The sequence below is a fragment of the Paenibacillus sp. FSL R5-0519 genome, assembly GCF_037974275.1.
Taxonomy (GTDB): Bacteria; Bacillota; Bacilli; order Paenibacillales; family Paenibacillaceae; genus Paenibacillus.
On record NZ_CP150234.1, the window covers coordinates 5,569,367 to 5,582,313 of the forward strand.

A 12,947-nucleotide genomic window follows, 5' to 3' on the forward strand; every position below is an offset into this window, starting at 1 on the left:
TAATACAACTTATATAGCTCTTATATAGCTCTCATAGAGTGTAAACCATCTTTCTAAAAACTAGGTCTCCATTCTTGTAAAAGACATTTTTCACGCTCGAAAATACAATAAAATCTCTTAATTTATAATTCTAAAGAACTATTTTCAAACAAATTATACAAAAAAACTATTAAATAAAATGTTCCGGGGATATGACCTAATTGTTAACTTTCTAAATACTTGTTAATAAGCACGTGAGGACAAAAAAAAAGATCCAAGCGTTATCGCTTAGATCTTAAGGCTATTCACGTTGTTCCCACGTATTCTCTATTTAAATGCCGGGATAGCGATATCTGCATATTTCTCTTCGAAGAAGGCTTTGACCTCTGGGCCCGCCATACGTTTAGCCAGCTTCTGGATCGCTTCGGAGTCCTTATTATCTTCACGGGCAACCAGGGTGATCGCAAAATGGGAATCATCCTTCTCGGTTAACAGTGCATCTTTTTTCGGTGTAAGACCGAGCGGACTGGCATAAGCAGGTGTCATGGCTACCAGATCAGCGTCATCCATCATGCGTGCAAGCATCAACAAGTCCACTTCCTCAAACTTGAAGTTCTTCGTATTCTCGGTGATATCTGCCTGTGTAGCGTTAAAACCTACGCCTTCTTTCAGCTTAATCAATCCGTTCTGCTCCAGCATCACAAGAGAGCGACCAATGTTGGAAGGATCGTTCGCAATGGCGATCGTTGCACCTTCTGGCAATTCCTCAATCGTTTTGTACTTTTTGGAGTAGCCGCCGTAGATAGCATTATAGATGGGCTGCACGGGCACCAGGTTCGCATTGTTTGCTTCATTATATTGATTCATGTAAGGCACGTGTTGGAAGAAGTTTGCATCTACTTCCTTGTTCGCGAGTGCTGTATTCGGTTGAACGTTATCCGACAATACAACAACTTCCAGATTGACGCCATCTTCCTTCAAGAGTGGTTTAACAATATCCAGTACGTCTGTCATTGGCGGAATTAATGTGGCCACTTTCAGCGTAACCTCTTGTGCAGCTTGTGTATCTTCTTTCGTTCCTTCAGCCGCAGGTGTTTCTTCTTTTTTGCCACAAGCAGCTACGACAAGCATTACTGCAAGCAACATAAGCATCATTTTTGCTTTCATTGTATGTCTACCCCTCATCATATAATCTGTATTGGTCTTCCTTGTTACTGCACTTTCTTCAATCATGTACCGTGTCACTACGCTCAGGATCTGCGATCCAGCCAGCGGGACAATCTGCTGCCTGTGAATTGGATCATCTGTACCAGGATAATCATAATGATGATCGTAAATACCATGATCTCCGTTTCGAAGCGCTGATAACCGTAGCGAATGGCAAAATCTCCAACCCCGCCGCCACCTACAATGCCCATCACCGTCGAGTAGGAGATAAAGCTAATCGTAGCTGTGGTGAGTCCCAGTACAAGGCCAGATCGTGCCTCCACATACAGGAATTTCACCACGAGCTGCATCGTTGATGCCCCCATGGATGATGCAGCTTCAACCACGCCCTTCGGTACATCCAGCAACGCTTGTTCCACGAGTCTGGCATAGTAAGCAATCGCAATGACTGAGAGTGGAACGGTTGCCGCCAGTGTACCGATGGACGTTCCAACGACGATTCGTGTGAATGGAATCATGAAGACAACCAGCAGTAAGAACGGAAACGAACGAATGATGTTGACGATACTGCCGAGTACAAAAGACAACGTTTGATTCTGATACCGTTGTCCTCTCCGGAATAAGTACAGAAGTGTACCCAGAGGTAACCCGATCAGAACAGCCGCTGCAATGGAAATGCCTACCATGACAAAAGTCTCTCCGATCGCTTGCCATATCTCATGCTGATACTTCAGTACAGATTCAGGTAACCTCATGACTTGTCCCCCAGTTCTGTCTGACGGAACAAAGACGAACCTGCCATCCCATATTCCTCACCCGCAAGCAAGGAGGTCAGCAGATCCGGCTGCGGAGCGGGAATACTGCTCACTTCCGCTTCAGTCAATGTTCGTACGAGTCGCCCATCCTTCATGACGGATACCCTGTGACATAGTCTACGAGCCACTTCCATCTCATGCGTCACGACGACAATGGTCACGCCCAGCGTTTCATTGATATGACGTAGCACATCCAGTATGCCATTCGTAGTCTGTGGATCAAGCGAAGAGGTAGGTTCATCACAGAGCAGCACATCCGGACGACTGGCGAGTGCGCGTGCAATCGCCACACGTTGCTTCTGTCCTCCGCTAAGCTGAGCAGGATATTGATCTGCCTTGTCTTCCAGTCCAACAAACCTAAGCACCTCAAGTCCACGCTCGACTCGCTGTGTACGGGACATCCCGGCCAGTTCCAGCGGCATACAGACATTGCCACTCACCGTCCGATTACTGACCAGATTGAAGTGCTGAAAGATCATGCCAATGGACCTTCGTGCCAGACGCAAAGTGCGCTCACTCATCTGGGTCAGGTGCTGCCCATTCACAACAACCTCACCCTCATCCGGCTTTTCCAGACCATTGAGCATCCGCAGAAGCGTGGATTTGCCTGCGCCACTCGAACCGATGATGCCGTGAATTTCGCCTTGTCCCACTTCGAGCGACACCGAGCTTAACGCTTCGAATCCCTGATCTGCACGGGAACCGCGCTCGTTATAACGTTTGCTTACACCATATAATGAGATCATGGAGAGTCCTCCCGTGAATGATCATGCATGGTTCTTCAAGAACACATGAAGAAAGCCCGCACAGCCGATAACCGGAGCGCGAGCAATCCTGTTCATTTATAATAAATCAACATCCCTGATGAGACAAGCTTTTAAGGTGAGATTGCCTCCTGAAGGCGGCTGGCTTCATACACGCGAAAACGTCCGTTGGACGAACCCACATACACTTCATTGCCGATCCGGTTGATCATTCCGTTCTTCGCATCCCGGTCGCGATGCTCCGGGTTTCCCATCGCCACGTCATGTACACGACCTAACAAGGCTCCATTGTTTTTATTCAATACCAACCAATTCTCATCCATGGGCAGCAGCAACTGATCATCAATGACCAGATAGCTCCCCTGATTCGTGGGATACCTGAGAGTGGCAATCGTATCTTTGGCATTCCAACGCGTCTCCCCCGTATCATAATTCAAAGCCGCGGGGTAACCATTTTTAATCACATACAACTGATCCTCTTCCACCAGTCCTCGTTCAATGTTGCCCTTGAGTGTCCACCGTGTTTTGCCTGTCCTGGCATCGTACAGGGTAGTTGTAAAATCTTTATACTCTCCGTAATGATCGCCGTTTTTGTTCTCACGGATCAACAGCATGCCATCATTCAGCTCTTCAAATCTTTGTCCTGCCTGTGCAGGAAATTGTGCAAGTTTTTTCCCCGTGTTCAGATCAAGCAGCAGCCACTGATTATCTAATGATAGCCATCTTTCAGCATTCCTGGTTGTAAAGGGATCAAGACGTTCAATTCCATCAAAATATGGATTATTCACAAATTGTTCTATGGTGGATCGTTTGGCCTTCAAGCTCCATACGGTTCGCCCTGATCGAGGATCAGCTGCAACCAGTTCATTCTTTTCCCAATACAACACATAAGGGTCATCTGCACTCTTGTTCAATAATTCATAACCCGTAGCCAGTTTTCGCGTCCACAATGTTTTTCCGTTTGCACTGTCCAGAACCGTCAACCAACTGTTGCTTGAACCCTCCACAACGGGGCTATCCACAACCACAACGTTCTTCGCAGCGGTGATGCCATTCAGTCTGAATTTCTGCTTAGGATTATACGTCCAAGTGACCTGTCCGTTCTTCAAGTCCAGATGACGAATACGATCCACGTATTTTTTCTTGTCAGGGTCATAATCGGTGTAGATTGTAACATATCTGCGCTCTGCATCCACCTCTACCTGCTGTCTTCCATATCCCGCGTTAATCTCCCATAATTTCTTGCCGGAATGTCGGTCAAGTGCGTATGCTGAACTCTCATAATGAAACCCACTAAACCCACCGTCATCCCCTTTCATCAGGAGAACATCATCTGTAGCTGCTTGCAAAAAGGTATAGTTGATATCCCCCTGATTGGTCCATACCGATTTCCAAGGGATTGTCGTCGGCAGCGTTGTGCCATAGATTTTTGTTGTGAACCCAGTTTCATCCGCCCGACTGATGTTCCAATCGGAAACGACAGCATTTCGATTATCCTGTGCTAAATTCCAGCGTGTTCTGACCAGTCTGCCATTCTTGTTGAATGTGACCAGAAATTGTGCATCTTCCCGCTCGTATCTCCAGGTCTGCCCAATATTCATTTCATAGCCGGTATCATTCAAATTGCTTGAACTCTCTTTCCAATCCGGTTTGCCTAACCACCCAGCCACTTGTTTGGAGGTGGTTGCCTTGTTCAGCTTAATATCCGTCAAATGACGAATAACCGAAGTCGGTAGCGATGTATTCTGTTGGAACCAACCATCAGCCACATTCTTCCTCTGCTCTAGAGCCTCTGCCTTGATCCAGAAGAGTCCTGGCCGATACGTGGAGGATTCTTTACTCCAGGTTCGTGGAGCAATGGAGACGCCATACCATCCTTTCCACTTTGCAACAATAACAGCTTTACTTGTTAACGCTTTCTCAAAAGTCCAGGTTGTAGCACTGTCTGGAGCCAGATACAGCTTGCTGCCCGATTGAAGGGTGAGACTTTGCGGAGCTGTTTCCGTCATGCTTCTGCTCTCCTTCATTGCATACCAACTTGGCAGCCAGAAGTCTCCATGATCGGATGACTTAAGCTGCAACCACTCGCCTCGAACCGATGCCAACCTATACTTCTCGTTTTTTGTTGTATAGTATTCAATCTTCATTTGGTCAGGAGCCACACTGCTGTCCCTCCTGTTTTGAAACAGGGGAATATCATTCATGAGCGTAACGGATTCTCCTTGTTTATAAGCCAACTTTGTTGATAAGGCTTGGGGACTTGCTCCCAAAGCTTGGGGCGTTGTAACCGAAGCTTGTCCTCCAAGCACTACCTTTTGTGAATCCAGCAGCATCCATCCCATCAACAGTACAGCTGATAATCCAGTCATGGTCATCCACTTGTACCCCATTCCCTGCCAGTCAGGACCCGTCTTCACTCTCGTTCATCCCCATCCATTAGAAGTTATTTCCATATAGACGTTGTGCGAAGGAAAAAGTTACCGTTTACCTCAATATATTTCTCTCTATCTCCCAGTATTACCTTACATCTACCATCGTAGCATGATAAGGAAAGGTGATCCCAATGTAATAAGCAGCTGTTAAGGTGAGGATATAATAAAATACAAACCACAGATCAGCTCGGGAATAGCCCATCTGAATGTAATACGTTCGGCTCGCCCCATCCGTGAATCCCTTCGCTTCCATCGCTACCGCCATTCGCTGTGCACGGCGAATGCTCTGTGCCAGCAGAGGAATAGCATAACGCTTGAGTGTACCATACACGTTCCAGTGCGAACCGCGCTGCATTGTTCCACGAATACGAATAGCGTAACGGAGCGTCTGGAATTCATCCAGCAAAATGGGGATCATGCGCATCGCGGCCAGAAAGCTATAGGCATATTTTGCAGGAAGCTTCCACTGCTGCATCAGGGAATAAAACAGCCGTATCGGCTTGGTCGTAAGACCAAAGAGTAACCCAGCGGCTGCCATGCTCAGCGAGCGAAATCCCAGATGTAATCCGCGATAAAAGCTCTCTTCCGTAATGTGTATCAATCCCCACTTATACCATGTGGTCTCCCCCTTACCAAACATCATCATGCCTGTAGATGTGGAGATAAACACCAGGATGAACGGTGATGCGTACAGGATCAATCTGTACCACGGGTGCCCTGTCCAGCCCAGCAACAGCATCATCGCTATCGCAACGTTGGCCATCACATTCAGATTGTGAATAAGGATAACGATGACAAACATTATCGTCAGAATAATCATCTTCAATCCAGGATTGACGGCATGAAGCCAGGTTTCACGATGAGGAAACGACAGCTGCATCAGACAACCTCCCTTCATCTACCGTCCAGATTCGGGTGCAATATCTTTTTACAATTTCACGATCATGGGTAACCATAACGATAGCTGTTCCTTCACGCCGCAGTTGCTCCAGTTGTGCCAACATGGCGAATGTATTGCGGGCATCCTGTCCGAATGTGGGTTCATCCAGCAACAGAATTCGCTGCTCTCTGACCAATGCAGAGGCCACACTCAAACGTCGTTTCTGTCCCATTGATAATTGATAGGGGTGGCGCTCGGACAAGTCGATTAGTCCAAATTGATTCAGCATATGATCCGTCCTGGCATGTCTTTCTTCCGTTGTAAGCCTGCCCCCCAGCAATGAGAATTCCACTTCTTCCGCCACGGTGTTGGTTACAAATTGAAACTCCGGGTTCTGAAAGACAAACGCAATCTGATCTGCAAGCTGTTCCGTTTTGCCAGAAGGCTGACCGTGCACCTCATAATGACCTGTTGTTTTCAGAATATTCATCAGAGATAACAACAATGAACTCTTGCCAGCTCCATTGGCTCCGACAATACCAATCCAATCTCCGTGCCATACCTTGGCCTGTTCCACCTGAATGAAAGGTGTTTTTCCACGCCATCCGGTGAACTGCTGCAAGTCCAGTACAGGCCGATGTGACGACGATACAGACGATAAGGATGAGACGTGAGCTAGGGGTAATCTCCCCGTTGCATCGGATAAGCCAAACGATTGCCGTCCTTCCAGGCTCCGAAAGCCCTGATTTTCACTGACTAGATAGTCACCAGTCATATTTTCCTTTTCTTCCTTCGTTGCCCTCTCCTGCTCATGCTCTTCCCACACGCCTGGATACCAGATTCCATAAGCCTGCAACTTGCCCCGTTCATCCGTAAATACCTGCTGTGCTGGCCCATCCGCCACAATCTTCCCTTCAGTTGATAACACAATGATGCGGTTGACCATATCTACAATCTCGTTTATTTTGTGTTCAACGATGATGATCGTTTTGTCACTGGCAATCCGTCTAACGGTGTCCCACACTTGGGAAGTACCCTCATCATCCAGCAGTGCAGTGGGCTCATCCAAAAACAATACCTCCGGGTCCATGGCAAGCATCGAAGCAATCGCAAGACGTTGCTTCATCCCCTGAGACATGGACTGGATCAATACACGATTCTGTTCCAAGCATAACCCCACTTGTTGCAGATAGTATTCAATCAGCGCCGGCATCTTTTCACGCGGAATATTCCGATTCTCCAGAACAAATGCGATCTCTTCATCCGTATAGGACATACAGAATTGGGTATCCGGATCTTGGAAGATCACTCCTGCTTTGGCGGGAACCAGAATATCATCACATTTCATCGGGATCTCAACCGAACGTGGTATCAGACCACTCAATATTTGCAATAACGTCGATTTACCGGAGCCACTTGGGCCGAGCAATAGCACTTTCTCGCCTTGACGCACAGAAAGAGACAAGCCTTGAAATACCAAGGCTTTCTCTCCCGGGAACTTGCTTCTTAGATTCGTCACACTTACCGCTTGCGGATTCCCCTCTCCGTTCATCTAATCCAGCGCCTCATAATCCTGTTTGGATACCGGTCTGAGGGAGCGTGTTACACCGGTCAATTCCAATGCTTTGGCGAGATAATATGCGAACACGCCTGCAATCAGGATGCTTCCGATGAAGCGGAATCCAATGAATAACGTATAATTCCAGGCCGAGAGTGAATCGATATAGCCATACTGATAATCCAGCACAAGCGAGGCCGCTGCGGCTCCAATTGCTGCAAGACAAGTGACAAACAGATTGGTTTTACGATACAGGAATGCGGCGAAGAAGATCTCGGCTCCCAACCCTTGCAACAGACCATACACAAGTGTGGACATGCCCCATTCACTGCCCAGAAAAGCACTTACCGTTGAAGCCGCAACCTCGGCCAAGATAGCCACGCCTGGTTTACGAATGATAACAAAAGCAAACGTGCCCGCCATAAACCACATGCCGTAGATCATCTGCTCCGCATGAACGCCGAATGGTTTCATCAAGTCATACGTAGGCCCCCATATCTTGTAAATCACCCCAAACACCACTGCGATTACGATGGTTACCAGAATATCCGTTAATTTCAATCGTTTGTTGCCTGTTGTTGTTGCCATGTTCTCTACGTCCTTCCTTTGTTCCCTGTGGGGGTTGTAAAAATAAACGAAAAAGCCTCCCCGGTTCCGGGCAGGCCTAACACGCAGTATACAATCCTCACAATGATGTATTGGGTGGATGTCAAAAATACGGAATATCAACCATTCCTCTCCGCCCTGGCAGATACACCACCACAGTTCAAAAAGGTCTGTTGTTCATCCACGTTCATTCCTACACTTCACCCTTACATACTGCAAATCCATGTTCTCTACGCTGGCATTACCCAGATCAGATGTACGGTCAGCGGCACAAGGCCACTCTCTCAGCCCAACTTCATTGAGCTCCCGGTTCACTTATTTCATTGCTTCTAATGTACATCAGATGGGTATTTGTGACAATCCCCAGAAAGTCATCATGCTTCGTATGGGGTAATGGGAAGGGAGATATCTGAAAATTTTCTTTCCATAATATGCAACATTTAGGTTATGTAATGCGTCTTAAATGCTAGAAGGGAGATGGATAATAATGAAAAAGTACAACTCTGTTTGGCAGGTTAAAACATGGAAAATGATTCTTGCCGCTTCGATACTCACCGCAGGCACGGCACCTGCCTTACTCTCATCCACTGTGGCGGAAGCCGCTGCAACTAAACCTAATCCGACAGCCTATATTAACAATGTTAAAGCTCAATATGATGTTGTCATACGGCAGGGGGTTACGTACGTGGCATTGACTGAGCTTCAATTCCTCGGCAACTATACGTTTGGCTACAATAACAAAACCAAAGAGATCAGCATTAGCACAGGCAGTGATAAGTATATCCTTACACCAAACAGCAAAACAATGAAGAAAAATGCCCAAAGTGCGACATTGTCTTCAGCGCCGATTCTCGTGAATGGCAAAGCGATGCTTCCGCTCCGTGCCATCGGTGAAGCTTTTGGTGCCAAGGTGCAGTGGAACCAGAAGGCCAAGGAAGCTTACATTTACACTACCGATGCTACTCTTGTAAAAGAATATAACAGTTCCGATCTGACTGTGGCGCGTGAAGCCGCACTTCATCTGCCACGCTTCTCTGAACTGGGACAAGCCCGCCTTGATATTCGCACCCCTCTGGGTCCGGTGGATTCATCCATTAAATACATTTTTGAACAAGGCAAAAAGGATCGTTTCTTCGTTATCGAGGACAACGATCTGGTCAGTTATTATATCCACAAAAATGGAAGTGCCCTGCTGCAATGGCAGGCCAACATCAGCAATAATGCCGGAACCGTCGGTGACCTGTTCTTTATTAAAACCAAAGCCGTCGCTGAAGCAGGAACTCGTCCTTCCGTAGCAGGTCAAACACTCGTATCATTTAAATACTCTCGCATGCTTGAAGAAACCTCCTACGAGATCATGAACAAATCGGGCTCCATTGATACCGGTTCTGATGTTCCCGAAAAAGGCAAAGTCATCGTTGAAGTTCCGGGAGAAAAATAATTTGAGCCTCCAATATGACATATGGCTCAACAAAACAATACTATGACATTAGCATTACAAAGAGCGTCTCTAAAGGTCAGTGTGGCAATGACCTTGGGACGCTCTTTTTTTACGTTATATTCCAACTTCCTTCCAATCACAAGTGGAGCTTACACGTTTATCAACTCCAGTGATTCATCCTCTGTTTAATATTGGACATTGCCGGATTGACTGGTTTTACCTGAAGCAAATCCCTTGAACAGAGTTGGCACTTTGGAATAGCGCGTATTCGTAATTTTCCCTTGAGATACACTGCTATCTGTACGCATAATAGCATCTTTCACATTGGAAATATTGGAGTTATCCAGCGTCATGTTAACTGCGAAGGTCGTTCCACCATTTTGACGTACCAGCTTGCCGATATCATCTGCACGGAAATTTTTGATGTTAATCGTTCCGGCTGCATTGATCTGGAATACTTTATCATAGGCCTTATACGCCGCACCGCCGGTAATGTTGACCGTTCCGGCCGACTTCAATGTGAGTGCATCCTCACCCACATCCTCCCAGACTACATTTGATATATTACAGTTACCATAACAGTGAACACCATCGGCAGCAGGGTATCCGATATTTACATTTTTGAGCGTAGCCCCTGCCTCCAGACGAAATACCGGTTTCTGATTCTCTGCTTGAGACCCATCACCCAATGTGGAAGGATTGGCTACAAATGTTTTGCCTTGACCGTCATAAGTTGTTCCCGCTGGAACAATAATCGTTGAATTAACAACTGTAGGCGCAGCAGCAGCCGGAACCGCACCAAATATGGAAGCAACCAAACCAGCCGACAACAACAACGTCAACATTTTTTTCATTACTTTATTCCTCCCTTATTCTCTCGTTATTGGATCGTGTACAAGCCTGGGCTTGTACTGAAAGTTCGCCAGAGGTGCACCTCTGCCCAACTCACAACCTAATCTTACCAAATAAGGAAGGTAACTAGAATAATCATTAGATCAGATATATCCTGACATCGCATAATGCCTGTTATATCGGCATTTTTTGCAAGTCAGGAACTTTGAACAATATGCTGATATCAACCTCTGGTATGCTCATATGTAACGTAAGTACCTCTGACTTTAATCCCCAGTAAACAAGAAAGATCACTACATTTGTCTTTCAAATGTGTGATCTTGAATGGCTTCCAGCTTGCTGATATAAGATGTCAGGCTCCAAACCTCTGACGATAACCGCACTTTCGACACAACTCTTCCACAGCTTCCCGTTTGGAAAAGCCATATACCAGATTGTTCGCTCGCTCCCCTTCAATGATCTCCGAGAATGACTTCTCGTGCACATTACCCAGGTTAATCACACCCTCGCCATCGAGACAGCATGGAACCACTGTTCCATCCACTAGCACAGCCGCCTGACTACGCAATGCGTGGCAGAAGCCTTTGCCGTCATCTTCAGGTGCATCCAGACTTGGCCACTGGAACTCATGATCCTGATTCAGGTATACATTCGGGGCAATTTTGACCCCACTGCCTGGGACGACTTTTTCCTCAATGTGAAAATCCAGATTGAACTCACGTTCCAGCACTTCTAGGGTCTCCCGATTACGATTCATCTGAGCATTCGTGAAGTTATCCTGCGTCAGATTCCATAGCCGGAATGAGATGATGACATTGTGTTTCACCGCCTCATGTACAAAAGACAGAATGTTGCTCAGATATCCGTCACGGTCGGTTGAACCTTCATGCCCGTCAAAGCTGTGCAGAGAGAAATTCATCTGCCGCAGCGCCGGTTTTCCAAGCAGTTTATGCTGAGTCTTGGGCAGCAGGGTACCATTCGTTGTAATGTTCACCTTGAGTCCCTTCTCATGTGCGGAATCAAGCAGCAGATCTATTTTGGGATGCAGCAAGGGTTCGCCTTTGACATGTAGATAAATATGATTGGTATGTGGTTTAACTTGTTCCAGTATATTGTTGAAGACTTCAGGGTCAATGAATCCTTTGGCACGCTGTGTCTGCGGACAGAAGCTGCAAGCCAGATTGCAGATACTTGTGATCTCAATATATACTTTTTTGAACGTTTTCAACTTGGGTCCCCATTCTGCCTAGGAGGGAGAACAATCCCACCTGCATTTTGTGATCCGGCCTGTACGGCCCATCCCTATTATATCGAGTTCATGAGCCAAGGTAAATCAGAGAACGGGTTTATCGGGTTGAGTCAAATGATTTGGCTAGTGCCAAATGAACAGATTCAATCGCATGGATATATGTTGTATCAAATAAGGGAACTTCTGAATCCTCTACTTTTACTAATAATCCAATTTCGGTGCAACCTAATATGATTCCCTCAGCTCCATCATCAACCAGCCTTTGGATCACCTTTTTATAATAATCCCTTGATAAGGGCTCAATTTTCCCTAAACATAATTCCTCGTATATTATTTTATTGACAACTTTTCTATCCTCTTCATTCGGTATCAAAACCTTAATACCATTAAATTCAATTCGTTTTTTATAAAAGTCTTGTTCCATCGTATATTTCGTGCCGAGTAAACCAACCGTACTTATATGGGACTTATGAATTTGATTTGCTGTTGCATCAGCAATATGTACGATGGGTAGTGTCACTTTTTCTTCAATATGTTTAATTACTTTATGCATCGTATTTGTACAAATTACAATCATTTCTGCTCCTGCCTTTTCCAATGACTGAGCAGCATTCCCTAATAATTCACCAGCGCTTTCCCAATCACCTTCAGCTTGATAACGCTCGACCTCTTCAAAATTCACGCTATATAAAATGCACTTGGCTGAATGCAATCCTCCCAATTTATTTTTCACTTCTTCATTAATAACTCGATAATATTCTAACGATGACTCCCAGCTCATTCCACCAATAAGACCAATCGTTTTCATATTACACTTCCCCTTCCATTGATTACATCCCGAAAGCAGTGTATAGAAATTCAGTAGATATTGTATCGTATCTGTTTCATTAAATAAACCCACGGCCCCCTTTACATTCCACTTGCATGTGATATATGCTGAACACACAACTGCATATCTTGAACAATGCACTAGGGGAGCCTTACGGCTGAGACGAATCGAATGATTCGGACCCTTTGAACCTGATCTGGATCATACCAGCGGAGGGAAGTGGAGCGGCCTTTCAGTAAGCGGATTTTTTCATGTTGATGATGAAATTTAATGTGAATTGAACTTACAGACCCACTCATTTCTCCGGAAATGGGTGGGTCTTTTTCGCGTTCTGCGGGCAGATCAGCAGGTGTAATGAAAGATCCCGCAGTTTGA

The 12,947-nt window shown here is 46.0% G+C and carries 11 protein-coding genes and 2 riboswitches; of the genes, 1 reads left to right on the forward strand and 10 read right to left on the reverse strand.

Features of this window, described 5'->3' with window-relative positions:
• Positions 1–306 precede the first annotated feature (306 nt).
• The 7 genes from MKY73_RS25025 to MKY73_RS25055 form a co-directional block, all read right to left on the reverse strand.
• Positions 307–1,146: a MetQ/NlpA family ABC transporter substrate-binding protein gene (locus MKY73_RS25025; RefSeq protein WP_339258959.1), complete on the reverse strand. Its 840-nt coding sequence runs from the start codon at positions 1,144–1,146 to the stop codon at positions 307–309.
• A gap of 83 nt (positions 1,147–1,229) precedes the next feature.
• The gene (locus MKY73_RS25030; protein ID WP_339239730.1) at positions 1,230–1,901 is read right to left on the reverse strand and encodes a methionine ABC transporter permease; all 672 of its coding nucleotides are present in this window, start codon (positions 1,899–1,901) and stop codon (positions 1,230–1,232) included.
• Positions 1,898–2,707, reverse strand: coding sequence for an ATP-binding cassette domain-containing protein (locus MKY73_RS25035; RefSeq protein WP_339303926.1), 810 nt, complete (start codon positions 2,705–2,707; stop codon positions 1,898–1,900). Before MKY73_RS25035 ends, MKY73_RS25030 begins: the two co-directional genes overlap by 4 nt.
• Positions 2,708–2,838: 131 nt before the next feature.
• A complete protein-coding gene (locus tag MKY73_RS25040; protein ID WP_339303928.1) occupies positions 2,839–5,142 on the reverse strand; it encodes a PQQ-binding-like beta-propeller repeat protein in 2,304 nt (767 codons plus the stop codon).
• Between the two features lie 100 nt (positions 5,143–5,242).
• The gene (locus tag MKY73_RS25045) at positions 5,243–6,037 is read right to left on the reverse strand and encodes an energy-coupling factor transporter transmembrane component T (protein ID WP_339303930.1); all 795 of its coding nucleotides are present in this window, start codon (positions 6,035–6,037) and stop codon (positions 5,243–5,245) included.
• Positions 6,012–7,589, reverse strand: a complete 1,578-nt coding sequence (locus MKY73_RS25050; protein WP_339303932.1) for an ABC transporter ATP-binding protein — start codon at positions 7,587–7,589, stop codon at positions 6,012–6,014. The genes MKY73_RS25045 and MKY73_RS25050 overlap by 26 nt, the downstream gene beginning before the upstream one ends.
• Positions 7,590–8,183, reverse strand: coding sequence for an ECF transporter S component (locus MKY73_RS25055; RefSeq protein ID WP_339303934.1), 594 nt, complete (start codon positions 8,181–8,183; stop codon positions 7,590–7,592).
• 228 nt (positions 8,184–8,411) lie between these two features.
• Positions 8,412–8,522: riboswitch (TPP riboswitch) on the reverse strand.
• A 166-nt stretch (positions 8,523–8,688) separates the two neighbouring features.
• On the opposite strand from MKY73_RS25055, the gene MKY73_RS25060 reads away from it, so the two are divergent.
• On the forward strand, positions 8,689–9,642 hold the full coding sequence (locus tag MKY73_RS25060) for a copper amine oxidase N-terminal domain-containing protein (protein ID WP_339303935.1): 954 nt from the start codon (positions 8,689–8,691) through the stop codon (positions 9,640–9,642).
• A gap of 185 nt (positions 9,643–9,827) precedes the next feature.
• Here the strand turns inward: MKY73_RS25060 and MKY73_RS25065 are convergent, their stop codons facing one another.
• The 3 genes from MKY73_RS25065 to MKY73_RS25075 form a co-directional block, all read right to left on the reverse strand.
• A complete protein-coding gene (locus tag MKY73_RS25065; RefSeq protein WP_339239716.1) occupies positions 9,828–10,496 on the reverse strand; it encodes a pectate lyase in 669 nt (222 codons plus the stop codon).
• 350 nt (positions 10,497–10,846) lie between these two features.
• Positions 10,847–11,722: a radical SAM/SPASM domain-containing protein gene (locus MKY73_RS25070; protein WP_339303936.1), complete on the reverse strand. Its 876-nt coding sequence runs from the start codon at positions 11,720–11,722 to the stop codon at positions 10,847–10,849.
• Positions 11,723–11,840: 118 nt separating this feature from the next.
• Positions 11,841–12,551: an aspartate/glutamate racemase family protein gene (locus MKY73_RS25075; RefSeq protein WP_339303937.1), complete on the reverse strand. Its 711-nt coding sequence runs from the start codon at positions 12,549–12,551 to the stop codon at positions 11,841–11,843.
• A gap of 153 nt (positions 12,552–12,704) precedes the next feature.
• A riboswitch (TPP riboswitch) is annotated at positions 12,705–12,807 on the forward strand.
• Positions 12,808–12,947: the final 140 nt, after the last annotated feature.

What these genes read in the sequence shown, in the direction of transcription:
- MKY73_RS25055 (WP_339303934.1), bottom strand. Translation starts at nt 8,183, where the DNA reads ATGGCAACAACAACAGGCAACAAACGATTGAAATTAACGGATATTCTG.
- MKY73_RS25050 (WP_339303932.1), bottom strand. Translation starts at nt 7,589, where the DNA reads ATGAACGGAGAGGGGAATCCGCAAGCGGTAAGTGTGACGAATCTAAGA.
- MKY73_RS25060 (WP_339303935.1), top strand. Translation starts at nt 8,689, where the DNA reads ATGAAAAAGTACAACTCTGTTTGGCAGGTTAAAACATGGAAAATGATT.
- MKY73_RS25025 (WP_339258959.1), bottom strand. Translation starts at nt 1,146, where the DNA reads ATGAAAGCAAAAATGATGCTTATGTTGCTTGCAGTAATGCTTGTCGTA.
- MKY73_RS25045 (WP_339303930.1), bottom strand. Translation starts at nt 6,037, where the DNA reads ATGCAGCTGTCGTTTCCTCATCGTGAAACCTGGCTTCATGCCGTCAAT.
- MKY73_RS25075 (WP_339303937.1), bottom strand. Translation starts at nt 12,551, where the DNA reads ATGAAAACGATTGGTCTTATTGGTGGAATGAGCTGGGAGTCATCGTTA.
- MKY73_RS25035 (WP_339303926.1), bottom strand. Translation starts at nt 2,707, where the DNA reads ATGATCTCATTATATGGTGTAAGCAAACGTTATAACGAGCGCGGTTCC.
- MKY73_RS25065 (WP_339239716.1), bottom strand. Translation starts at nt 10,496, where the DNA reads ATGAAAAAAATGTTGACGTTGTTGTTGTCGGCTGGTTTGGTTGCTTCC.
- MKY73_RS25030 (WP_339239730.1), bottom strand. Translation starts at nt 1,901, where the DNA reads ATGAGGTTACCTGAATCTGTACTGAAGTATCAGCATGAGATATGGCAA.